At 69.8% G+C, this 23,146-nt stretch carries 21 protein-coding genes; 13 read left to right on the forward strand and 8 right to left on the reverse strand.

Annotated elements, in window-relative coordinates; translation table 11 throughout:
• Positions 1 to 4: 4 nt before the first annotated feature.
• The 4 genes from JGU66_31020 to dacB all read right to left on the reverse strand — a co-directional run bounded on the left by JGU66_31020 (position 5) and on the right by dacB (position 5,425).
• Complete coding sequence (locus JGU66_31020; GenBank protein ID MBJ6765219.1) at positions 5 to 1,090, reverse strand: D-TA family PLP-dependent enzyme; 1,086 nt, start codon at positions 1,088 to 1,090, stop codon at positions 5 to 7.
• Between the two features lie 39 nt (positions 1,091 to 1,129).
• Positions 1,130 to 1,567 (reverse strand): hypothetical protein, encoded by a 438-nt coding sequence (locus tag JGU66_31025; GenBank protein MBJ6765220.1) that lies wholly within the window; start codon positions 1,565 to 1,567, stop codon positions 1,130 to 1,132.
• Positions 1,568 to 1,623: 56 nt separating this feature from the next.
• Positions 1,624 to 3,801, reverse strand: coding sequence for a S9 family peptidase (locus tag JGU66_31030; GenBank protein ID MBJ6765221.1), 2,178 nt, complete (start codon positions 3,799 to 3,801; stop codon positions 1,624 to 1,626).
• A 127-nt stretch (positions 3,802 to 3,928) separates the two neighbouring features.
• Positions 3,929 to 5,425: a D-alanyl-D-alanine carboxypeptidase/D-alanyl-D-alanine-endopeptidase gene (gene dacB, locus JGU66_31035; protein ID MBJ6765222.1), complete on the reverse strand. Its 1,497-nt coding sequence runs from the start codon at positions 5,423 to 5,425 to the stop codon at positions 3,929 to 3,931.
• Between the two features lie 123 nt (positions 5,426 to 5,548).
• Here dacB and rdgC point away from each other — a divergent pair, with 123 nt between their 5' ends.
• The 3 genes from rdgC to JGU66_31050 all read left to right on the forward strand — a co-directional run bounded on the left by rdgC (position 5,549) and on the right by JGU66_31050 (position 9,675).
• Positions 5,549 to 6,205 carry a recombination-associated protein RdgC gene (gene rdgC, locus JGU66_31040; protein ID MBJ6765223.1) on the forward strand — a complete coding sequence of 219 codons (657 nt, stop codon included), beginning with the start codon at positions 5,549 to 5,551 and terminating at the stop codon, positions 6,203 to 6,205.
• Positions 6,192 to 6,881, forward strand: a complete 690-nt coding sequence (locus JGU66_31045) for a hypothetical protein (GenBank protein ID MBJ6765224.1) — start codon at positions 6,192 to 6,194, stop codon at positions 6,879 to 6,881. Before rdgC ends, JGU66_31045 begins: the two co-directional genes overlap by 14 nt.
• 73 nt (positions 6,882 to 6,954) lie before the next feature.
• Entirely contained in the window at positions 6,955 to 9,675 is a 2,721-nt protein-coding gene (locus JGU66_31050; protein MBJ6765225.1) for a M1 family metallopeptidase, read from the forward strand.
• A 74-nt stretch (positions 9,676 to 9,749) separates the two neighbouring features.
• On the opposite strand, the gene JGU66_31055 is transcribed toward JGU66_31050, so the two are convergent.
• From JGU66_31055 to JGU66_31065, 3 genes are all read right to left on the reverse strand, one after another.
• Positions 9,750 to 10,775 (reverse strand): inorganic phosphate transporter, encoded by a 1,026-nt coding sequence (locus JGU66_31055; protein MBJ6765226.1) that lies wholly within the window; start codon positions 10,773 to 10,775, stop codon positions 9,750 to 9,752.
• A 1-nt stretch (position 10,776) separates the two neighbouring features.
• Complete coding sequence (locus tag JGU66_31060) at positions 10,777 to 11,403, reverse strand: DUF47 domain-containing protein (GenBank protein ID MBJ6765227.1); 627 nt, start codon at positions 11,401 to 11,403, stop codon at positions 10,777 to 10,779.
• Positions 11,404 to 11,559: 156 nt separating this feature from the next.
• The gene (locus tag JGU66_31065; GenBank protein ID MBJ6765228.1) at positions 11,560 to 12,222 is read right to left on the reverse strand and encodes an iron-containing redox enzyme family protein; all 663 of its coding nucleotides are present in this window, start codon (positions 12,220 to 12,222) and stop codon (positions 11,560 to 11,562) included.
• Between the two features lie 265 nt (positions 12,223 to 12,487).
• Between JGU66_31065 and JGU66_31070 the strand changes: the two genes are divergently transcribed.
• The 5 genes from JGU66_31070 to uraH are packed head-to-tail and all read left to right on the forward strand — an operon-like array spanning position 12,488 to position 17,181.
• Positions 12,488 to 13,933, forward strand: coding sequence for an NAD(P)/FAD-dependent oxidoreductase (locus JGU66_31070; protein ID MBJ6765229.1), 1,446 nt, complete (start codon positions 12,488 to 12,490; stop codon positions 13,931 to 13,933).
• Positions 13,930 to 15,294, forward strand: coding sequence for an allantoinase AllB (allB, locus tag JGU66_31075; GenBank protein ID MBJ6765230.1), 1,365 nt, complete (start codon positions 13,930 to 13,932; stop codon positions 15,292 to 15,294). The genes JGU66_31070 and allB overlap by 4 nt, the downstream gene beginning before the upstream one ends.
• A gap of 20 nt (positions 15,295 to 15,314) precedes the next feature.
• Positions 15,315 to 16,334, forward strand: coding sequence for an allantoicase (alc, locus tag JGU66_31080; GenBank protein MBJ6765231.1), 1,020 nt, complete (start codon positions 15,315 to 15,317; stop codon positions 16,332 to 16,334).
• Positions 16,331 to 16,840: a 2-oxo-4-hydroxy-4-carboxy-5-ureidoimidazoline decarboxylase gene (uraD, locus tag JGU66_31085; GenBank protein MBJ6765232.1), complete on the forward strand. Its 510-nt coding sequence runs from the start codon at positions 16,331 to 16,333 to the stop codon at positions 16,838 to 16,840. Before alc ends, uraD begins: the two co-directional genes overlap by 4 nt.
• Positions 16,837 to 17,181, forward strand: a complete 345-nt coding sequence (gene uraH, locus JGU66_31090; protein ID MBJ6765233.1) for a hydroxyisourate hydrolase — start codon at positions 16,837 to 16,839, stop codon at positions 17,179 to 17,181. The genes uraD and uraH overlap by 4 nt, the downstream gene beginning before the upstream one ends.
• Before the next feature lie 6 nt (positions 17,182 to 17,187).
• Here uraH and thiD read toward each other — a convergent pair whose 3' ends face one another.
• Complete coding sequence (gene thiD / locus JGU66_31095; GenBank protein MBJ6765234.1) at positions 17,188 to 17,997, reverse strand: bifunctional hydroxymethylpyrimidine kinase/phosphomethylpyrimidine kinase; 810 nt, start codon at positions 17,995 to 17,997, stop codon at positions 17,188 to 17,190.
• Between the two features lie 105 nt (positions 17,998 to 18,102).
• On the opposite strand from thiD, the gene JGU66_31100 reads away from it, so the two are divergent.
• From JGU66_31100 to JGU66_31120, 5 genes are read left to right on the forward strand one after another with little or no spacing between them, the layout of a single operon-like run.
• Positions 18,103 to 19,047 (forward strand): hypothetical protein, encoded by a 945-nt coding sequence (locus tag JGU66_31100; protein ID MBJ6765235.1) that lies wholly within the window; start codon positions 18,103 to 18,105, stop codon positions 19,045 to 19,047.
• Between the two features lie 14 nt (positions 19,048 to 19,061).
• Positions 19,062 to 20,768, forward strand: a complete 1,707-nt coding sequence (locus JGU66_31105) for a long-chain fatty acid--CoA ligase (GenBank protein MBJ6765236.1) — start codon at positions 19,062 to 19,064, stop codon at positions 20,766 to 20,768.
• 13 nt (positions 20,769 to 20,781) lie between these two features.
• A complete protein-coding gene (locus tag JGU66_31110; protein ID MBJ6765237.1) occupies positions 20,782 to 21,168 on the forward strand; it encodes a DUF4280 domain-containing protein in 387 nt (128 codons plus the stop codon).
• On the forward strand, positions 21,161 to 22,201 hold the full coding sequence (locus JGU66_31115) for a hypothetical protein (protein ID MBJ6765238.1): 1,041 nt from the start codon (positions 21,161 to 21,163) through the stop codon (positions 22,199 to 22,201). The genes JGU66_31110 and JGU66_31115 overlap by 8 nt, the downstream gene beginning before the upstream one ends.
• Before the next feature lie 4 nt (positions 22,202 to 22,205).
• The gene (locus JGU66_31120; GenBank protein MBJ6765239.1) at positions 22,206 to 23,102 is read left to right on the forward strand and encodes a hypothetical protein; all 897 of its coding nucleotides are present in this window, start codon (positions 22,206 to 22,208) and stop codon (positions 23,100 to 23,102) included.
• The last annotated feature ends 44 nt before the right edge of the window (positions 23,103 to 23,146 follow it).

Genomic DNA, 23,146 nt, shown 5'->3' on the forward strand with positions numbered 1-23,146 from the left:
GGTTTCACCAACCGCGCGCGGCCACGTCCCAGGTCGCCACCGGCTGACCGCCTTCCAGCACGTGCAGGCGCGCGTGCAGGTTCACCGAGGCGCAGACGTGGTTGGGAATCACCCGCACGCGCTCGCCCACGCGGGGGCGCCATGGGGTGGCGGACAGGTCCAGCAGCCCGTGCTCTTCGGACAGGCTGCGCACCCCCACCTCGGGGTGCTCGCGCACCACGCCGTAGCCGGGCGCGGGGCCTTCCTCCTTGGCGAGCGCCTTCGAGCCCGCGTCGATGACCGCCTGTCCCGGCACGGCCGTGCTCACCACCGTGGCCAGGACCGAGTAGGCGCACTCGGACAGGTCGCACGCGCCCACGCTCGCGCTGTTGCGGTCGTTGAAGATGTTGATGCCGGGGCGGATCTCCGTGAGTCCCGCCACTTCATGCGAGCGCCACAACGTCGGTGTCGAGCCGCCGCTCACCACCTCGGGCGCCAGGCCTTGAGCGCGCAAGGCCTCGATGAACGCGCTCAGGCGGATGGACTGCTCGCGCAGCAAGGGGCGCAGCTCGTCCTGCGGGGCGCGCAGGTGTCCTGGGTAGAAGATGAGGCCGCGCAACGTGACGCCCGGCGCCTCGCGGACCGCCTGGGCCAGCGACACGGCCTCCTCGGGCGAGGCCACGCCGACGCGGCGCATGCCCATGTCCAGCTCGACGAGCACGCTCACCGGACGGCCCGAGGCGCGCGCGGCGCGAGACAGCCCCGCCAGCACCTCGCGCGAGTCGAGCGCCACGGAGAGGCGGACCTCGGGCGGCAGCGCCATGAGCCGCGCGAGCGTGGCCTCTCCGACGGGGGGATAGGCCAGCAGCACATCTCGGGCGACGGTGGACATCACCTCGGCCTCCCGCACGGTGGCCACGGTGATGCCGTCAGCGCCGGCCTCGAGTTGGAGCGCGGTGAGCTGGGGCGTCTTGTGCGTCTTGGTGTGAGGACGCCAGCGCAACCCGTGCTCGCGCGTATATGCGGCCACGCGCTGGAGGTTGGCCTTCACGAGGTCCAGGTCCACCACGGCGGCGGGCGTGTCGAGCTCGGCGAGCGAGGGCGTGGGCATCCCGCCATGTTGGCACCCTCGCTCGGAGGGCTCCAGGGCTCAGGCGTCGAGCGGGGGGGACTCTGGCTCGAAGTCGATGTTCGGGCGCTGCCACCGCCAGCCGCCACGCGTGAGGCTCGCCATCACCTCCGCGTCGAGCGTGCGCAGCGCGGAGAGCACCGCGGGCGGCGGGCGGGGCGCGCCCGGAGCGCTCTCCACGACGAAGCGCGGGGGAATCGAGCGCGCATCCACGCCGCCCATCACCACGCGCACGCGGCAGTGGTGCGGTGACAGCTCGGTGTCTCCCGACCAGCTCACCTCGCGGACCTGGAGGTCCACGGTGCCCGTGGGCTTGTGCCCGCGCAGCCCGGACACCATTCCATCCAACGCGGCGCGCGCGCGTTGATCGCGCTTCGTGCCGATGCGGTTCAACACCCACCAGCAGGTCCCTCCCGCGACGATGGGCGAGAGGACGAAGAACGGAATCAAGGGGCTCATGGAGGTTCCCGTGCGCGAGGCCCGCCCCGGGTATCCAGGGCGGGCGGTGCTTCATGCTACTTCGGCGCGGGCGCCGCCAGCTTCTTCGACGCGTTGGGCAGGTACGTCATGCCCAGCTCGTTGAAGAGGAAGGAGTAGACGTCCACCTCCTGCTCGACGCGGGCGGACAGCGGCGTGCCGGCGCCGTGGCCCGTCTCCGCGTTGGCGCGCAGGAGGATGGGGAACTTGGAGGCGGTGGCCGCCTGCATCCGCGCCACCATCTTGCGCGAGTGGAACGGGTCCACGCGCGGATCATTCGCGCCCGAGGTGAAGAGGACGGAGGGGTACTTCGTGCCGTCCACGACGTGGTGATAGGGCGAGTACCCGTACAGGGCCTTGAACTGCTCGGGGTCCTTCACCGAGCCGTACTCCGTCACGTTGAACTGACCGTTGGAGGTCTGCTCGGAGCGGAGCATGTCGTAGAGGCCCACGCGGGCGACGACGACGCGGTACAGCTCCGGGTGTTGGGTGACGGCCGCGCCCATCAGCAGGCCGCCGTTGCTGCCGCCCTGGATGGCCAGCTTCTTGGGCGACGTGTACTTCTGGTCCACCATCAGCTTGGCGCAGGCGTAGAAGTCATCGAAGACGTTCTGCTTGTGGGTGAGCGAGCCGCCCGTGTGCCACGCCTCGCCGAACTCGGAGCCGCCGCGCAGGTTGGTCTGCACGAAGACGCCGCCTTGCTCCAGCCACATGGCGACCAGCGGGCTGTAGCCAGGGGTGCTCGAGATGTTGAAGCCGCCGTAGCCCGTGATGAGCGTGGGGTTCTTGCCGTCGAGCTTCGTGCCCTTCTTGCGCAGGATGGTGAGCGGAACGTCCGTGCCGTCCTTGGACTTGGCGGTGGTGCGGATGACCTCCACGCCGCTGATGTCGATGGGCGCCGTCTTGGCCATGGCCGTCTTCGCCATCGCGCCATCCTTGGCGGAGTAGCGGTACCAGGCCGGCGGCGTCACGAAGCTGCTGACCGCGACGAGCACGTCATCGCCCGACTGGCGCACCACCGCGTTGACGCTCGACACGGCCGGCGTGGGCACCAGGCCGAGCGACTGGCCCTTCAGGTCCACCGCGCGCAGCTGCGACGGCCCGCCGAGCTGCTCGAGGATGTACAGCCGGCTCGCGGTGGCGCTGAAGCCCTGGATGGTCGCCTCACCCTCGGGCACGAGCACCGTGGCCTTGTCGAGCGTGGGCGTGGCCAAGGGCAGGCGCAGCACCTTGCCGCGCGGCGCGTCCTTGCGGCTGAGCAGATACACGGCGCCGTCATTGCCGAAGCTGAGCCCCACCACCTTGTCCTCGTACTTCGACACCTGCGCCCACGCGCCGGTGGGGCCGCGCAGGTACAGCGCGAACTCGCCGCCGTCGCCGTTGGCCGCGATCGCGGAGGTGAACTTGCCGTCCGGCGACACGTCCAGCTTGGTCATCGCGATGCGCGGGAAGTCCTTGCCCAGCGCATACGCGTCCTGCTCGGTGGGCGTGCCCAGCTTGTGGAAGTACACCTGCTGGAAGAAGTTGCGGTCGGCCAGCGCGCGCTCCTCGCCGCGCGGATAGCGCGTGTAGAAGAAGCCCGTGCCGTCCCCGTTCCACGCGAGGTCGCCACCCGCCGTGCCGCCGTTGACGCGAGGCACGACTTCATTGGCCACGGCCTGTCCCGTCACCACGTCATAGACGCTGACGTCGCCGCTCTCGGTGCCGCCCTTCGACATCGACACGGCGACCTTCTTGCCGTCCAGCGTGGGGCGCACGAAGTCGATGATGGTGTGCCCGGTGGGATCCACCACGGTGGGGTCAAGAAGCACGCGCTCCTTGGACGTGTCCTCCAGCGAGGGGAGCACCACCAGCACCGGCTGCTGCTTGGGGGGCTCGGACTTCAGCGCGAACAGCGTGCCGCCCGCTTCCTCCAGCCCGAAGTAGGCCGCGGACTTCCACTCCAGGATTTCAGTGATGCGGCGGCGCAGCGGCTCGCGACCGGGCAGCTTGTCCAGCACGGAGCGGGTGAAGGCGTTCTGTCCATCGTTCCACTGCTGCACCTTCGGGTCCGCCGACGGCTCCATCCATCGGTACGGATCCGCCACGGTGGTGTCGTGGTACGTGTCCTCGACGGGCACTTTCTCCGCCACGGGCGGCTTGATGGGGGCCTTGCCCGCGGCGCTGGAGGCCAGCGGCAGCAGCAGGGCGGACAGGACAGCGGTCTTCACGGTCACGGGACACCTCGGTGAGGAGGGCGGGGGGAATGGAGGGCGGAGCCTGCCATGCCCCCGGAGCCCGCGCGTACCCGCAATGCGTCAAGGAATGCCTGGGCTGTCCAGGTGTTGGGCGGCGCGCTCGCGCTCAGCGCAGCGGCAGCTCGACCAGCGCGGCAGAGAAGCGATCGAACGCCTCTGTCGCGGGCAGCGCCGTGCTCTCATCCATGTTGCCGAGCATCAGCGCGAAGACGACGCGGGGATGCTCGGGGTCCGTCGGTCGCTCGGCCACCCCCACGAAGCACTTCTGTCCGGACAGCGTGCCCGTCTTCGCGCGAATGCGGCCAGCCGTGCGAGCGGTGGTGGGGCGGCCCGCCAGGGTCCCATCCACGCCGGACACCGGGAGGCTGTCGAGGAAGGCGTTCGCGTACGGCTCGTTCAGGCTGGTGAGCACCACGCGCGCGAGTCCCCGCGCGGTCGCGAGGTTGTAGCGAGACAGGCCGCTGCCATCCACGGGGCGCAAGTCGCGCGCGGCGATGCCTCGGCGCGTCAGCTCCTGCATCAGCGCCGTGCGCAGCGCGCCGAAGCCCTCCTGTCCCGTGCGCTCGCGCGCGAAGCGCATGCCCAGCCGCTCCGCGTAGAGGTTGAGCGATTCCTTGTTGGTGGCGCGCACCAGGTCCGCCAGGGGCGGGCTCGCCAGCTCCACGAGCGGCACGGGGACGGGCGGCATCGGGCCCGTGGGCGCCTCCAGCGTGAGGGGCAGGCGCGTGACGCCGAGCTTCGTCAACGAGGCATCCACGCACGCGGCGAACAGCGCCTGCGGCTCATCCACGGCCAGGCGCACGGTCGCGGCGCGCGGGCACGGCCCTCCCGCGGGTGAGCGCCAGGTGCAGTGCACGCCCGGTCCGCCCCGCTGTCGCGTGCACGCGAGGCTGGCGCGGTCCGCGTTCGCATCCACGTTCACGCGGGTGGGGAAGGTGGCGAAGGTGGGCGTGAGCTGCGTGCTGGGCGCGTCCGCGCAGGTGGCGCCCGGTGCGCGAGCGAGCGCGAGGTCCACCACGTTCTCTCGAAATACGAAGGCGGTGGGCGCGGCGCTGTAGGCATACGCGGCATCGTCCCAGGCCCAGCCCGGACCGAGGGGCAGCTCTCCGTCGTCCGTGCCTCGCACGCGCACGGAGCCGCGCCATTGCTGGATGCCTCGGTCCCGCATGGCCTCCGCGATGAGGTCGCACGCGGCCGCCGTCTCCGGGAAGCGCCACGAGCCCAGCGAAGGGTCGCCCGAGGCCTGCGCCACCACGTCGCCCAGGAAGAGGCCCCCCAGCTGCGTGCCCTCCAGCGTCACCGGGGTGCGGAAGCGGAAGTCTGCGCCCAACGCGGACAGGGCCGCCGAGGTGGAGACCACCTTCATCGTCGAGGCCGGCAGCAGCCGGACCTGCTCCCGGTGCGTGTACAGGGGCTGACCGGTGCGCGCGTCCACCACATACGCGGACGCGAGCGCGCCTTCGTCCTCCAAGGTGGCGAAGACCGCGTCGGCCACCCCGGGCAGCGTCGCGTGGTCGGGCTGGTCCGGCTTGCGCTCGTGGACGCACCCCGGAGAGGAGAGGACGGCAGTCAACAAGGAAGCGACGAAGAGGGCGCGGCGCATGGAGGGCCGACACGCTAATGCCCCGCTGGCATGGCTGCCACGGGCCCGCGAGCCAGGGCTCGCCCTGTCGACACCACGAGTGCCTTGACGCCGTGGCGTGGGACCACCATCCTGCCGCGCCCCATGCCTGTCCTTCGTGGTGCTGTCACCTTCTCGCGCTTCCGGGCGGAGCCGTCCAAAGATGCCTCGGCTGAAGCCAAGCGCTGGCTGTCCAAGGGCCTGAAGTCCCATGCCTTCGAGGCCATCGATCGCCGCTCTGAAGACGAGCGCGCGGCGGGTTTCGTCGAGCTGGAGAACACCGAGGCCTCCGACTTCTCCGTCTCCAATCTCTTCCATGGCGAGTACGCGCTGTTCGCGTTCCGCATCGACACGCTCAAGGTCCCGGCCTCGCTGATGAAGGCCGAGCTGGACAAGTGGACCGCGGCGTTCACGAAAGAGAACGACCGTCCCCCGGCGCGCGCGGAGAAGAACCGCCAGCGCGCCGAGCTGAAGCAGCTCCTGCGCCAGCGCGCCGTGCCTCGCACCGCCGTGCTGGACGTGAGCTGGAACTTGAAGACGCAGCAGCTTCAAATCTGGGCCGCGTCGCGCAAGACGGTGGAGGAGATCCTCGTCGCGCTGGAGAACGCGTTGCCGGTGAAGCTGACCAGCCTGACCCCGGCGGAGCTGGCGCTCAAGGCGGGCATCGATGAGAAGTCCCTGGGGCCCACCCCGGAGCTGCTGGGCGTGGACTTGCCCGCCTTGACGGCGGCGGTGGAGGAGGTGGCGCATGGCGCGGCGTGAGCAGGCTCGGGAAGAGGCGGCGTTCAACCGCGGTGATGTCGGCGTCGATGGCGCGGCCACCGAGGAGGAGAAGGACGAAGCCGAAGTCGAAAAGGGCAAAGCCCGCGAGCAGCTGCTGCGCGGCCGGGCCTATCTCGGTCGAGAGTTCCTCACCTGGCTCTTGTGGCGCTCGGAGACGGGCGACGCGCTGGTGGAGCACGACGGCACGGGCGTGGTCGTCCTGTTCCTCGGCAAGGTGGTGCTGAGGGGCGTGGCGGGTGACGTCACCGAGCTGAGCGCGCGCGGCACGCTGGCGCCGTACTCGGAGCAGGTGCGCCACTCGCTGGACCGCGGGCTGCTCATCGCGCAGGGCCGCCTGCGCCTGGCCCACGGCGAGCGCGAGTACGAAGTCACGCTCGACGCCGAGTTCCTCGACATCCGCGCCGCGAAGCTGCCCGCGCTGATGACCGAGGAAGAGGACGATCAGCTCTCCGAGCGCTTGGACCTGAGCGAGCAGCTCTCCGCCATGGTGGACGCGCTGGTGCAGGCGTTCCTGGTGGTGCGCGCGGGCAAGACGTGGAGCAAGCAGGTGGTGCCCGCGATGAAGGAGTGGATGCGCGGCGAGGAGAAGGGCGCGGACGCGCTCGCCAAGGCCTCGCGTGCGCGCGGACGGGACGCGCGCTCCGCTCGCGGCTGAGTCCGGCCGGCCGGGGGGCATTCCAGCGCATGCGGGCGGACGGGCGTCCCGGACCGGGATACGCTCGGCCCCCATGCGCTGGCACCTCCCTCTCCTCCTGTCTGTCGTATCGATTGGCTGTGCCCACGCGCCGGAGCCAGCGGCACCGACTCCCGCGCCCGTCACGGCCGCCGTGCAGTGGCCCGAGCCCCATCCGCCCGACCTGCGGCTGTCCGACTCGGTCCGTCCCCTGCACTATGAGCTGGACCTGAAGCTCATTCCGTCCGACCCGACGTACTCGGGCAGCGTGACGGTGGACCTGGAGGTCCGCGAGCCCGTGCGCCAGTTCTGGCTGCACGCCCAGGACCTGACCATCGGGCAGGCCCAGGTGCAGGTGGGCGAGCGCACGCTGGAGGCGAAGGCCGTCACGGAGACGGACGGCCGCCTCGGCGTGCTCCTGCCCGAGGCGCTCCCCGCCGGCCACGCGCGCCTCACGGTGACGTTCTCCGGCCACGCGGACCGCGAGCGCAGCCAGGGCCTCTACGCGGTGGAGGAGGGCGGCGAGTCGTACCTGTACACGTTCTTCGAGCCCATCGACGCGCGGCGGGCCTTCCCGTGCTTCGACGAGCCGACCTTCAAGGTGCCGTGGCGTCTGCGCTTCACGGTGAAGCAGGGCCACGTGGCGCTGGCCAACCACCCGGTCGTCTCGCGCGAGCCGCTGGCGGACGGCCTGGAGCGCGTCACGTTCGCGGAGAGCCGGCCCATGCCGAGCTACCTGGTCGCCTTCATGGTGGGCCCCTTCGACGTGGTGGAGGCGGGCACGGTGGGCCGTCAGCCCGTGCCGCTGCGCTTCATCGTGCCCAAGGGCCGCGGCCCGGAGACGCGCTACGCGGCCAGCGTCACGCCGCGCATCGTGAAGACGCTGGAGGACTTCTTCGATCAGCCGTACCCCTACGAGAAGCTCGATGTGGCGGTGGTGCCGCGCTACTGGGGCACCATGGAGCACCCGGGCATCGTCGCGCTGGGGCAGCCGATCACCCTCATCCGCCCGGACGAGGAGACGCTGCGGCGCCGCAAGTTCTACGTGAACATCGCGGGGCACGAGCTGGGCCACTACTGGTTCGGCGACATCGTCACGTGCAAGTGGTGGGACGACATCTGGCTCAACGAGTCGTTCACCTCGTGGTTGGACCGCCACACGATGGATGGCGTGGAGCCGAAGTGGAACTACGCGCAGCAGCAGACGTTGGGCTCCATGTCGTTCGCGCTGGAGTCGGACGCGCTGGATGCGGTGCCCACCGTGCGCAAGTCGGTGAGCTCCACGGGGGACATCATCGGCTCGTTCGACAACGGCACCACGTACGCCAAGGGCTCGGCCATCATCGGCATGTTCGAGGCGTGGCTGGGGCCGGACCGCCTGCGCGACGTGCTGCGCGCGTACACCCGCAAGCACGCGTGGGGCGTGGTGGATGCAGGGGACTTCCTCGCCTCGCTGTCCGAGGCGGTGGGGCCCGAGGCCGCGCTCGCGTGGCGGGGCTTCGTGGAACAGCCCGGCGCGCCGCGCATCGCCGCGGAGCTGGAGTGCAAGGCCGGGGCGCCCGCGAAGCTGAAGCTGTCCCAGGAGCGCTATCTGCCCGTGGGCTCGTCGGCGGATCGCGCGCGCACCTGGGATGTACCGGTGTGCGTGCGCGCTGGAACGGGCGCCAAGGCCACGCGCACCTGCAAGCTGCTGACAGAGGCCACGGGCGAGATGGAGCTGCCCGGCAAGAGCTGCCCCAAGTGGGTGCTGCTCAACGCGGGCGGCACGGGCTACTACCGCTCCGGCTACACGCGCGAGCAACTGGCCCGGCTGCTCGCGGTGCCGAGCGGCACGCTCTCCGTGACGGAGCAGGGCGCGCTGATGGCGGACCTGGACGCCGCGGTGGGCCGGGGTGACATCCCGCTGGGCGAGGCGCTGAAGGCGGTGCCCGCGACGGCCCTCAACCCCAGCCGGCTCGTGCGCGAGAGCGGCGCCGAGCTGCTGGGGCGGGTGCGCCTGGATCACCTCACGCCCGCGGAGCGCACGAGCTTCCAGGGCTGGGTGCGCTCGCTCTACGGCCCGCAGGCCCGGGCCCTTGGCTGGCTGCCCAAGGCGGGTGAGGAAGACGAGACGCGCGAGGCGCGCACGTCGCTGGTGTGGCAGGCGGCGAACCTGGGGGATGACCCGGCGCTCAACCAGGAGGCGCGGCGGCTCGCGAACGCGTGGCTTGCGCGCCATGACTCGGTGGACGCGGACACCGTGCCGTCCGCGCTGATGACGGCGGCGCGGCATGGCGACGCGGCGTTGTTCGATGCGCTGCTCGCCGAGGCGAAGAAGGAGACGGACCGCAACGCGCGTCTGCGTCTGCTCGGCGCGCTGGGTCGGTTCCGCGAGCCCGCGTTGGCCCACCGCGCCCTGGAGCTGCTGCTGTCGCCGGACTTCGACGCGCGCGATACCCACATCATCCTCATCGGCCAGTTGCAGGACACGGAGACGATGCGGGATGCCTGGGCGTACCTGCGCGACCACTACGACGCCATCATGGGGCCCATGCGCTCGGATGATGCGGGCGGGGTGCTCAAGCTGCTCGGCAACCTGTGCGACGACGCCACGCGCTCCGAGGTCGAGGCCTTCCTCACCCCGCGCGTCGCCAAGGTGGAAGGTGGAGCCCGTGAGCTGTCACGGGCCCTGGAGTCCATCCACCTGTGCCTCGAGTCCCAGCACATCCATCAGCAGAGCGTGCGCGACTTCTTGCGCGCGCCGGCGGCCGTGCCGTCCGCGGCGAAGCGGCGCTGAAAAGCACGCGGGCGGCCGGCTCCATCGCTGGAGCGGGCCGCCCGGTAGGGACGACGTGAGGGCTGGCGTGAGCCTCAGCCCACCAACTGCATGATTCCCCACGTCAGCCCGTAGACGCACACCGCGGTGAGCGCGGCGGCGGGGATGGTGAAGACCCAGGCCCAGATGATGCGGCCGGCCACGCCCCACTTCACGGCGCGCCAGCCCTTGGTGGAGCCCACGCCGACGATGGCGCCGGTGATGGTGTGCGTGGTGGAGACGGGGATGCCCAGCTCGGCCAGGGCGATGATGGTGACTCCGCCGCCGGTCTCCGCGCAGAAGCCGCCGATGGGCGCCAGCTTGGTGAGGCTGTGTCCCATGGTGCGGACGATGCGCCAGCCGCCGAAGAAGGTGCCCATCGCGATGGCCGCGTGGCAGGAGATGATCATCCACCAGTCGATGTGGAACGGCCGGTCCTTCCAGATGGTGCCGAACAGCACCACGGCGATGATGCCCATGACCTTCTGCGCGTCATTGGTGCCGTGGCTGTAGGAGAAGATTCCCGACGAGACGAGCTGCAGGCGCCGGAACCACGAGTCCACCTTCAGCGGCGTCTGCTTGTGCACCACCCAGGTGCTGATGAGCATCATCGTCGTGCCGAGAATCATGCCGATGAGCGGCGACAGCACGATGAAGGCGGCGATCTTCGCGATGCCCGCGCCCACCAGGCCCTTCACGCCGAGCACCGGCAGGGTGGCGCCAATCATCCCGCCCGCCAGCGCGTGAGACGACGATGAGGGCAGGCCCCACCACCAGGTCAGCAGGTTCCAGGTGATGGCGCCCATCAACGCCGAGAAGATGACCATCAAGACAGCCGAGGGCCCCTGGGCTCGGAGCATGTCGAAGTTGATGATGCCCTTGCCCATGGTGTTGGCCACATGGACGCCCCCGCTGAACGCGGCGATGAAGTTGAAGAAGGCCGCCCAGGCGACGGCCAGGTTGGGGGACAGGACGCGCGTGGACACCACGGTGGCGATGGAGTTCGCCGCGTCGTGGAAGCCATTGATGAAATCGAAGATGAGCGCGACCGCGACGATGGTGATGACAGCGGCGAGCAGCATCTCAGGAGTGCTCCAGGACCACGCCCTCGATGACGTTCGCGACGTCGTTGCACTTGTCGGTCGCGGTCTCGATGAGGTCGTAGATTTCCTTCCACTTGATGATGGTGAGCGTGTCCATGCCGCTCTTGAAGAGCCGTCCCATCCCCGAGCGCAGGGCCTCGTCCGCCTGCGTCTCCAGCCGCTTGATTTCCTTGCAGCCCGCGAGGATCTGCGCCGGCTTCTTGATGAGCCGCAGCGCCGCGACGACCTCCTGGACCTTCTCGGTGCAGAGCACCAGCACGCGCGCCAGCTCCGTGGCGTCCGGCAGGCTCTCGGTAATCTCGTAGTAGTGGAGCCGCGCCGCCGCCGCGTTGGTGAAGTCCAGCACGTCGTCGATGCGGGAGAGCAGGGCGTGAATCTGCGTCCGGTCGAACGGGGTGATGAACTGCTTGTGCAGACGGTTGAAGGCCTGGTGCGTCACCTCGTCACCGCGATGCTCAATGGCCTTGAGCTTCTGCACGCGCTCCGCCACGTCGCGGTAGTCGCTCAGCAGCGCGTGGAGCGTCCGCGCGCCTTCTACGGTGACCGCACACTGAGCATCGAAGTCGTCGAAGAACTCGTCCGACTTGGGCATCAGCTTCTCGAGCATCGTCTCTCCCAGAGGCGCCTGCGCGCACAGGCATGGAACGCCACGGTGGCCGTGACTTGGCCGTGACCCCTCCGTGGCGCGCCCGTGACTACCCTACTGGGGGAGAATCGCCAGCGTTCCGTGAAATCCCCCTCGAATTTCGCGGGCTTGCGGCGTTCAGACGACCCGGTTGCGCAGCTCCTCGAAGAAGCCCACCCAGAGCTGCCACATCTCCTCGGCGCCCTTGACGATGGTGGCCATCTCCGCGTCCGTGTAGCTCAGCCCGACCGTCTGCCCGGCGGTCTGCACATGGTCCGGCTCCTGCTTCACGTGGATGTCCACCCACGGCAGGGACTTGAGGCCGGTGGTGCGCCGCACCAGCTTGCCCAGCTTGGCCACCATGGTGAGGTCCGCCACCTCGGTGCCGTACAGGAAGCCCAGGCCCGTGAGGTAGTTGTCCGTGGAGCGGGCATAGCCGTCCAGCAGTCGCTGGGTCGCCGGCGTCATCTTCGCCTCCGACACCGCCGCGCGCGCCATGCCCGCGTCGGTCATCGTCTGGATGAAGAAGCGCTCGTGCGCTCGCTCGACGTCTCCCTCGCCCACCTCCTGGTTGAGGATGTGGGTGACCGCCGTCTTCATTTCGAGGTTGGGACAGACGGCGATGAGGCGGCTGAGGAACGTGGGGAAGTAGTGCAGGGGATGCCACCACTGACCCAACACCAACTCCGCCTGCTCCACGGAGAAGGTCTTCTCGTCCACCACCTCGAAGAAGCGGTGCTTGATCAGCTGCTCCCGACTGGAGTTCTTCGCTAGCGCCGCCTCGATGGAATGGTTTCGCATCACAGCTCCCGTGCTTGAGGTCCGCAGGCTCGAGGAGAGCGGGAATCAGGACTCAGATTGTTGGACGATTCCCCCACCCACTCGTCAACACCATATCCCAATGATGTTCTAGGAAACAGAGAATACCAAGTTAGAGCTGTATTGCATGAGTGTGGTGTTGGTGTAGGAATCACCTGCGTGCAGGTGTGTGTATGTTCATTTCCTGACATGAAGGCCCGACTTCGGTCGGATGCCCCGGGTGGGCGACGCGCCGCGACGATGGGGAATGCGCGTCCTGTCACCGAGCCCCGAGGAGACGCCGGCCATCGGGCTGGCGGCGCTGGAGTTGGCGCTCCAGGCGGATCTGGAGCGCCTGGCTTATCCGGGGCGCTCCTGGGTGCCGCCGCGGCAGACGCGCGCCGGGCTGCCCGTCCTGGACGTGCTAGTCATTGGCGGGGGGCAGAGCGGACTCACCGCCGCGTTCGGACTGATGCGAGAGCGGGTGACGAACCTGCTCGTGGTGGATGACGGAGCGCCAGACCGGGCGGGGCCGTGGAAGACCTTCGCCCGCATGCGGACGCTGCGCACGCCCAAGCACCTCACGGGGCCGGACCATGGGCTGCCCCATCTTCTGTTCCAGTCCTGGTTCGAGGCCCAATACGGCGCGGAGGCCTGGACGTCGCTGGGGCGAATCCCCAAGGAGCTGTGGGCGGACTATCTGGGCTGGTACCGCCGGGTGCTGGGCATCCCCGTGCGCAGCCAGACGCGCGCGGGCCCGCTGGAGTGGCGCGCCGACGAGGGCTGCTTCCGCGTTCCCTTGGCGGACTCGGGGGGCGCCTCCGCGGCCGTGGTGCATGCCCGCAAGGTGGTGCTGGCCACGGGCATCGATGGCTCGGGGCGGTGGGAGGTGCCCGCAGAGCTGGCGAGCGTGCCTCGGGCGCTCTACGTGCACACGTGTGAGCCCATCGACTTCGAGTCCATGCGGGGCCGGAGCGTGGGCGTGCTGGGGGCGGGGGCCTCGGCGTTCGACAATGCCTCCCTCGCGCTGGAGCACGGCGCCTCGGAGGTGCGGCTGTTCTTTCGTCGCCGTGAGTTGCCCACCGTCAATGCCTATCGTTGGGCGGAGTTCGTCGGCTTTCTCAAACACCATGCGGAGCTGCCGGACGTGGACCGCTGGCGCTTCATCCGTCGCATCCTGGAGATGGGACAGCTGCCTCCCGCGGACACCTATCGACGCGCGGTCGGGTTCTCGCATTTCCACCTGCACCCGGGGTCGCCCTGGCTCTCCGTGGCGGCGGTGGAGGGGCGGGCGCGTGTCACCACGCCGCAAGGTGTCTATCTATTCGATCGGCTCATTCTCGGCAGCGGCACGGTGACGGACCTGTCGCTGCGACCCGAGCTGGCGTTGCTCTACCCAGACATCGCGCTGTGGCGAGACCGTTTCCAGCCGCCGCCCGAGCTGGCGCACGCGGACCTCTCGCGGCATCCCTACCTGAGCGCCCATTTCGAGTTTCAGGAGAAGGTGCCGGGCCGGGCGCCGCACGTCGCGGCGGTCTTCAATTATACCTTTGGCTGTCTGCTTTCCCTGGGGCTGGGTGGGGCGAGCATCTCGGGCATGAAGTACAGCTTGCCTCGGCTGGTCGCGGGGGTGACGCGACAGCTCTATCTGGATGACAGGGATGCCTTCTATCGGTCCCTGGAGTGCTATGCGGAGAGGGAATTCGAGCCATGAGCGCGGGAGACTTCGTGCTGCGCAGCCAGCGCGTCCTCGTGGACGGCGGACTGCGCGCGGCGGCGGTGGTGGTCCAGGCGGGGAGGGTGGCCGCGGTGTCTGCGTTCTCCGAGGCTCCCTCGGGGTTGCCTGTCACGGACGTGGGCGAGCTGGTGGTGATGCCTGGCGTGGTGGACTGCCACGCGCACATCAACGAGCCCGGGCGAACGGAATGGGAGGGATTCGAGACGGCCACGCGCGCGGCGGCGGCCGGAGGCATCACCACGCTGGTGGACATGCCGCTCAACTCGCTGCCGCCCACCACCACGTTGGATGCGCTCTTGCTCAAGGCGCGCGCGGCGGAGGGGCGCTGCCACGTGGATCATGGCTTCTGGGGCGGCGTCATCCCGGGCAACGCGGACGAACTGGAAGGGCTCATCGAGGCGGGAGTGCCCGGGTTCAAGTGCTTCCTGTGCCCATCGGGTGTGGATGAGTTCCCCGCCGCGAATCGCGAGGTGCTCGCGGAGGCCATGCCGGTGCTGGCGCGCTGGGGGATTCCGCTGCTCGTCCACGCGGAGCTGGAGTCACCCACCGTGCGCGCGGAGGGAGATGTCCGCGCCTACTCCCGCTATCTGGCGTCTCGGCCCGCGCGCTGGGAGGACGATGCCATCCGGTTGATGGTGTCGCTGGCGCGTCAGCATGGCTGTCGCGTGCACATCGTCCATCTGTCATCCGCGAGCGCGCTGTCGCTGCTGCGTGAAGCCCGCGGCGCGGGTGTGCCGGTGACGGTGGAGACGTGTCCGCACTACCTGACGTTCGCGGCGGAGACGATTCCGGATGGCGCCACGTTCCTCAAGTGCGCGCCGCCCATTCGTGAGGCGCGCAACCGGGAGCGGCTGTGGGAGGCGCTTCGCCAGGGTGACATTGATCAGGTCGTCTCGGACCACTCGCCCTGCACTCCGGGACTGAAGCACCTGGAGCACGGAGACTTCGGCGCGGCGTGGGGAGGGATTGCGTCGCTGCAGCTCAGCCTGCCCGTGGTGTGGACGGCGGCGCGGCGGCGCGGGTTCGCTCTTGCGGATGTGGCGCGCTGGATGTGTGAGGCGCCCGCGCGTCTGGTGGGTTTGGAGGGGGTGAAGGGGTCGCTGCGGGTGGGCGCGGACGCGGACTTCGTCGTGTTCGACCCTGACGCCACCTTCACGGTGGAGCCCGCGAACCTGCTGCATCGGCATTCACTGACACCCTATGCGGGGCACTCGCTGACAGGCGTGGTGGAGCTGACCTTCCTGCGCGGGATGAAGATCTACGAGCACGGCCGGCCGCTGGCCGCGCCGCTCGGACGTTGGGTGCGGCGCCCCGTGGCGTCGCGCGTCGCCGCTTGAGTCACCGAAGAGGACACACCATGCACGCCGACGAGGATGGGAAGCTGCGCGTTGCCTTCACGGATTGGCCGGACCTGGCCGCGGAGAAGGTGGGTGGACGCGCGATCATCGCCAACGACGAGTTCTTCGCGCCCAAGGAGAACCTGCTCCGGCCCGGACGAGGCGTCTTCATCGCGGACCGCTACACGGAGCGGGGCAAGTGGATGGATGGCTGGGAGACGCGCCGACGGCGCACGCCGGGCCATGACTGGTGCATCATCCAGCTCGGGCTGCCCGGCGTCGTGCGCGGTGTGGACATCGACACGAACCACTTCCTCGGCAACTTCCCCGAGTACGCGTCGCTGGAGGGCCTGGAGGTGTCGGGCTCGCCCGACGCCGACACGCTCGCATCCGCGCGATGGACGCCGCTCATGCCGCAGCTTCGGCTCCAGGGCGGCTCGCGCAATCTCTTCGCCCTCGCGAGCGAGCAGCGCTGGACGCACCTGCGGCTCAACATTTTTCCGGATGGCGGTGTGGCGCGCTTCCGAGTGCACGGCGAGGTGCGACCGGACCTCGCTCGCCTGAGTCAGGGCAGCGAGCCGGTGGACCTGGCCGCGCTGGAGAATGGCGGCGTGGTGGTGGCATGCAATGACGCGTTCTTCGGGCCTCGGGACAACCTCATCCTCCCGGGCCGCGCGGCGCACATGGGCGAAGGGTGGGAGACGCGTCGCAAGCGCGTGCCAGGCTTTGATTGGATCATCGTGAAGCTGGCGGCACCGGGCACGGTGGAGCGCGTCGAGGTGGATACCGCGCACTACAAAGGCAACTTCCCGGATACCTGCTCGCTGGAGGGCTGCTATCTGCGCGAGCCGGTGGTGGATTTCGCCAACGCGCGAGACATTGTCTGGACGGAGCTCCTGACGCGCACGAAGCTCCAGGCGGACCACCGACACTTCTTCGCGTCCGAGCTGCAAGCGAAGGGACCGTTCACGCACGTGCGACTCAATATCTTTCCAGACGGAGGCATCAGCCGCCTTTGTGTGCACGGGCGGCCCGCATGAGCCCGCTCCATCGGCTCAACACGTTGCCCGTGGCCGAGGCCCGCACGGAGATGCTGCGCTGCTGTGGCTCGTCGCGCTGGGCGGACGCGATGGTGCGCGCCCGACCGTTCCGGGACGCGAGCCATCTGTACGGCGAGGCCCAGTGGCTCTGGGAGCAGACGGGCCCCGACGACTGGCACGAAGCCTTCCAGCACCACCCGCGCATCGGTGACGGCCCCGCGCTGCGCGAGCGCTTTGCCTCCACCGCGACCTGGACCTCGCGCGAGCAGGCCGGCGTGGGAGGCGCGCCCGAGGTCGTGCTGGCAGGGCTGGCCGAAGGCAACCTCGAATACGAGCGGCGCTTTGGCTTCATCTTCCTCGTGTGCGCCGCGGGCAAGGGCGCCGAGGAGCTGCTGGCGACCTTGCGCGAGCGTTTGGGAAACGCACCCGATGACGAGCTGCGCATCGCGGCCGGAGAGCAGGCCAAGATCACCCGCCTTCGGTTGGAGAAGCTCCTGACCCCATGAGCACCTTGTCCACCCATGTCCTCGACACGCAGCGAGGACGCGCGGCCTCGGGAGTTCCGCTGACGTTGGAGGCCCAGGGCCAGGCGGGCGTTTGGGCTTCGCTGTCTCGCGGTGTCACCGACGCGGACGGGCGCGTGCGCGAGCTGCTGCCCGCGGGCGGACGCCTGGAGCCGGGCACGTATCGGCTCACGTTCGACACGGGCGCGTACTTCCGCGCGCAAGGCATCCGAGGCTTCTATCCCTCGGTGACCGTGGTGTTCGAGGTCACCGCGGCGGACGAGCACTACCACGTGCCGCTCTTGCTGAGCCCGTTTGGCTACTCGACGTATCGAGGGACTTGAGCCCGCTCATTCATCCAAGGCGAAGAAGTGGCTGAACGGACCGGGGCCCCGCCCCAGGGCGAGCGGGTGCTCCAGGGCCGTCGTCACATAGGCCTTGGCGCGACGCGTGGCCTCCAGCGGCGCGCGTCCCAAGGCGAGGTGCGCGGCCAGCGCGGCGGACAGGGTGCAGCCCGTGCCGTGCGTGTTGCGCGTCTCCACCGAGCGCAGGTGGAGCGTCTCCAGCCGCTCGCCGTCAAACCAGACATCGGTGCCGCGCAGCGGACCCGACATGCCCCCGCCCTTGACGAGCACCGCCCGCGAGCCGAGTCGATGGATGCGCTGGGCGGCCTCCTGCATGTCCTCCAGCGTGTGGAGTTCCATGCCCGCGAGGAGCTGGGCCTCGTGTCGGTTGGGGGTGACGACGGCGGCCAGGGGCAGGAGCAGCTCCTTCAGCGCGCCGACCGCCTCGTCATCGATGAGGCGAGAACCCGCGCGGGAGACCATGACCGGATCCACCACCACCGTGCCGAGTCCCCACGCGCGCAGGCGTTCGGCGACCACCGTGATGATCTCCCGGTTGACGAGCATGCCTGTCTTCACGGCGCCCGCCCCGACATCGGAGGTCACCGCGTCGAGCTGCGCGGAGACCGACGCGGCGGGGAGTACGTCGACGCGGGTGACGCCGAGCGTGTTCTGGGCGGTGACGGCGGTGAGGGCACAGGTCCCATGCACCCGGTGGAATGCGAAGGTGCTGAGGTCGGCCTGGATTCCGGCGCCGCCGCCGCTGTCCGAGCCCGCGATGGTGAGCGCGGTCGCGATCGTCTGGGGTTGCTTCATGGCCCCTTCTCTCCCAGAGGCCGCGGCGGCCTTCAACGAGGAAGAATCGCGGCCGGGTGTGGCGCGCGAGTTGTGGGCGCCGGGCTCGCCCGCTAGGCTGCTGGAATGGCTGGGTACCCGGGCGGCCCGTCACCAGTGACTGCGGGACTCGCTCGCGAGGCTGTGGCCGAGCTGGAAGTCATCAGCTCCCAAGCCGCCTACGAGCGCTTCCTGGCACCCGCACGCGCGCTGGAGGAGGGCGCCGTCGAGGAGTGCCGCGCCAACATCGCGCTCGCCTTCCAGAACGCGAAGCAGGGCGTGGACGCGGTGCTCCTGCGCGAGTCCGAGGTGGCGAGCCTGCCCGGTATCCAGGTGGAGCTGCTCCGCGAGCTGCCCGAGATTGCCAAGGGGCTCGCCTTCGCGGTGCTGCAGGCCCAGCGAGACCTGCCCACGGGGGCATTTGGGCCCCTCTACGAGCGGGCGGTGCAGCTGCGGCGCAAGCTGCTCAAGGCGGCGGATGCCCTCGCGGAGGCAGGGCTCCTGGCCCGCGCGGAGCTGGAGGCGGCCCAGGACGAAGGGCGCCGGGACGTCCTGGGAGACTGCGCCGCGCTGGCCCGCTTGATGCGCCGCAACGAGGAGAAGCTCGCGGGGCGCTCGCCGGTGACGCCCGCGGAGGTCGGCGAGGCGGAGCTGGTGGCGGAGCAGCTCGGAGCGCTGCTGGCGGCCCCGGCGGATCCGCGCGACCGCGAGGCCACGCCCCTGCTCATCGAGGCCACGCGGCTGCGCGACAGGTTCTGGACGCTGCTCACCCAGCGGCACGACGTGCTGTGGCGGTGTGGCGCGTGGCTGTATGGCCGAGACGTGGAGGAGCGCGTTCCGCCGCTCCAGTCGAGGCCCGCGCTGGTGCGACAGGCAGGGCAGGGGCCGTCGTTGCGAGGGACCGCCGTGCAGGCGCAGCGTCGCATGGAGAATCGCCCCGCGCCGGTGGCCGGGCCGGATTCCTCCACCGCGATGGAGCGCTCCAAGGTCCGCTTCATGGTTCGAGTCGGCTTCGACTTTCCGTCGCGCTAGAGTCCCGGCGCGACATGCCTTTTGACGTGAAGGACATCCTCAAGCAGGTCGAGGCGGGGACCGCGCCGGAGGCGGGCATCCCCGAGTGGTGGCGCGAGAGCTGGGCGGAGCCGGACGGGTTCGCCACCGCCCTCGCCGACGCGCACGCGGGACGCGGCGCCCCGCCACCGAAGAGCCGCCCCGGTCAGCAGTACGACTTCTTCCATGACCTGGTGGTGCGCCACGTGGCCCAGGAGCGCCCCGCGCTTCGGACCTTCGAGCGACTCCAGGGCTGGCAGACGCTGAGCTATCGCGCGCTGCATGAGCAAGCCGCGCGCCGCGCGGGCGAGTGGGCCGAGCAGGGCGTCAAGGCGGGCGCGAAGGTGTGCCTGTTGTATGGGATGGGCTCCGAGCTGCTCATCTCGCTGATGGCGGGCGTGAAGCTGGGCGTCTGTGTTTCGCTGCTGCCGCCGCTGGGGCCGCGCTTCGTGTCGCGCCGCCTGGAGGCGCTCGCGCCGGAGCACGTGGCCGCCGAGCCGCACCAGCTGCCGCTGCTCAAGGGTTTCGAGAAGACGCTGCTGCGCGTCCGGACCGGAGCCTCGCCGGGCTTCTCGTCGTACAGCTACAAGCCCGCGGATCCGGTGGGGCTCGTGTTCTCGCCCCTGGCGGATCCATCCCATGTCCCGGTGCCCCTGTCCGCGGACGACGCCTGGCGGGGCGCGCTGGCGGATGGCCTCATCACCTTCGGGTTGGGGCCGGGGGAGCAACTGGCGGCGCCGGGCTTCTCGCTGCTCCAGGGCCTGCCGGCGATGCTGTTCGCCACGCTCCTGCGCGGCGCGACCTTCGTCCACGTGGAGCTGGCGGACCTGGAGCGCAACGCCGCACCGCTGTTGGAGCAGCCGCTGCGCGCGTTGGGCGTCTCCAACGCGCTCCGCGAGCTGCTCACCCGCACGCGGGTCGGGGCGCTGCGCAACGTGTCGCACTGGTTCCGCAATCCCGAGGAGCCCCTCGACGCCCAGGCCTGGCGCGCGTGGATCAAACAGGCGGCGCTCGGCTCCACGCCGTGCTCCAGCGTCCTGGTGGATCCGGCCCTGGGCGGCGCGGTGCTCCTGTCTCCGCGCTGGAACGGGGAGCCGCAAACGGATGTGCTCCCCGCGCCGGGCCGGCGGTGGGCGCTGCGCGACGCGAACCAGAGCGGACAGGATTCGGCCTCGGACGTGGGCCTCTACACGCCGCTGCCGGACAAGAAGCGCCCGCCCAGCCATGTCGTCCTCGCGCGGATCCGCGAGCGCTACCACTACGGTGGGACGCTGGGGCCGCGCCGGGACGGCCGCGTCTATCCGACGGCCGAGGTCACCGCCGTGCTGGAGGGGCTGCCCTCGCTGGTGGGGACGTCCATCGTGGCCGTTCCGACGAGCGGAGTCGCCAGTCAGCCCCGCTTCGTGCTGCTGGGCTTCACGGGCGCCCGGGCTCCCTCCGCGAGCGCGGAGCAGGAGATCCGCCGGCGCATCGAGCACCAACTGGGGGTGGAGTTCCTGCCGGACCGCGTCGCGCTGTTTCCGCTGTTTCCGCGCCGGAAGAAGGGCGCGGTGGATGACGCGTGGTGCGCGTCGCAGTTCTTCACGGGCGCGCTCCACCGCAAGGCGTCGGATCCCTCGTTCCAGGCGCTGGTGACCATCCGCGGACGCTTGTTGGAAAGCGCGAGCCGTCCGGGTGAAGATGCGGGCCCCGCAGTGAAATGAAAGGGACGGGACCATGGGTGTCCAGGTCGTGATGGGCGCGATGCTCCAATGCAGTTTCGGAGTCGCGCCCTCGTCGCTGATGGTGCTGCCGGTGAACCGGGTGATGGCGCCCACCCCGGCGGCGAACATCATGGACAACAAGCCGATGATGAACATCCTGCCCTTCGGCATGTGCTCGTCCATGGCGAACCCGATGGTGGCGGCAGCCACCGCCGCGGCGCTGGGCGTGTTGACACCCATGCCGTGCATCCCCGCCACCGCCGCGCCCTGGGCTCCCGGATGTCCCAAGGCGCTCATCGGCAACATGCCGGCGCTGGAGAGCAACTCGAAGCTCATGTGCAGCTATGGCGGCGTCATCCAGGTCGTGACCCCCGGTCAGTTCGTGGTGATGGATGGGTGACGCGGCCGCGGTCCTGGAGGTGCTGGACATCACCCTGTTGGATCGCCCCCTCACCGGCGCGCCGGTGGACCTCTCCACGGAGGAGGGCGCGGATCCCCGCCTGGAAGCCATCACCACCTGGGTGGCCAAGGGTTCGTACCTGGACGCCGCGCGGTCCGCAGAGGCGCTGCTGCGCCAGGACCTGCGAGACGTCCGGCTCGTGTGCCCGTACCTCTTCGGAGGCTTCGTCGCGCGCGGCATGCACGCGCTGCCCGTGCTGTTCCGCTCCCTGACTCTGACGTTGACGGAGAACTGGGAGGCCTTCGGGCCCACGGCCAAGAAGGCGCTGTTCATGGACAACGGCCTGCGCTGGATGTTCAGGCTGATGAGCAAGCTCATGGAGCACCATGCGCGACTGAAGGACGCGCAGTGGCAGGCGTGGACCTCCGGCGACAACCGTCCCCCGCTGCAAGAGGCCCTGGGGCTGGCGGATCCGGTGATGGCCGCGTTCGGGGCCATGCCGCGCAGCGGCGCCATGGAGCCGTTCCGCACGCTCCTCACTGGCTTGCGCGCGCACCTCCAGGCGCTGCCCGAGCCGGTCTCCGTCGTCCCCGCGGTGGAGGAAGACGCAGAGGAGGAAGAAGAGTCCGAGGCTCCGTCCCCCAGCGAGGCGAAGGGCGCCACGGCGCGCGCGGAGCCCAGGGCGCCCTCCGGTCCGGTGTTGCCCATCTCCCCGCCGCTCGCTCAGCTGATCCGCAAGCTGTCCGCGTTCGAGGCGCTGATCGCGAGCCAGGACTTCGTGAAGGCCAGCGTCGTCGCGGTGGATGTGCTGGCTGTCATTGAGCGGTTTGATCCCCGGGTGTACCTGCCGCTGCTCTTCTCCGGCTTCTTCACCGGGCTGAGCCAGAACGCGGACTCCATCGAGCCCTTGTTGCACAACACCGAGTCCCTCGCCTTCCGGGCGTTGGATCAGCTCTACCGCGTGGACCTGGACGCCTTCCTGGTGGCGCAGTCGCGGCAGGGCGGCGGCGGTGGCTTCGGGGACGAGGACTAGCGCCATGGAGGTGGAGCGGGGCGAGCAGGGCAGGGCGCTCACCGTCGAGGAGCGCATCAGCGAGCGGATCCGCAGCTTCGACATCCCGGCGCTGTTGGACCTGCTCGCGAAGGAAGGCTACAGCGAGTCAGACATCGAGTTCCGCAGCCACCGCAGTACGTTGCGACAGCAGCATCTGGTGCACGCCATCGAGTTCACGCGTCAGCCGCGCAAGCGGGCGGTCATCACCGTGAACATGGGATTGCTCAGCGTGCAGACGCCCCTGCCATCCTTCTTGTTTCAGGCCATGGATCGCCTGGAGCACGACGCGATGGTCGACTTCATCGGCTACTTCGACCATCTCTTGCTGCGCACGCGCTTCGCCGGGCAGTTCCCGGATCGCGACGAGACGCTGCTGCCCGGCTGGGAGCGCTCCACGGCGCACCGCCTGCGCCTGCTGCGGCTCGCGTGCCCCAGCAGCCTCCACTGGCTGTTCGCCAAGGTGTTCCCCGAGGCCGAGGTGACGGTGCGGCGCGAGACGCGCAAGCAACGCATCGAGTCCAAGGGGATCCGTTTGGGGGCCGTGGCGCTGGGGGACGGCAGCGCGGTGGGCGGATTCGCCACCGTTCCCACCGGCGGCGTGGAGGTGCGGATCCACCTCGACGAGTCGACTTCTGGCACCGGAATCCCGTGGGCGGTCGAGGCGCGTCGTCGCCTCACCACCCGCATCTTCCCGAGCCTCGCGGAGACGCCGCTCGCGCTCAAGATCATCATGGCGCTGAGGGATCAGAGCAGCCACGCGCGGCTCCATGCCGCCAGTTACCTTGGCTATGATCCGCTTGTCGGGGGTCCCGAACATACCCAAGAAGTCCTCTTGTTCTCGGGAGACACGGCACAGGTACGTAGCGCGGATGCTCGGTGATGACGACTATCCGCTTATTGACGCCTCTTCGGATCACGCCTAAC

The organism is Myxococcaceae bacterium JPH2 (assembly GCA_016458225.1).
Classification (GTDB): domain Bacteria; phylum Myxococcota; class Myxococcia; order Myxococcales; family Myxococcaceae; genus Citreicoccus.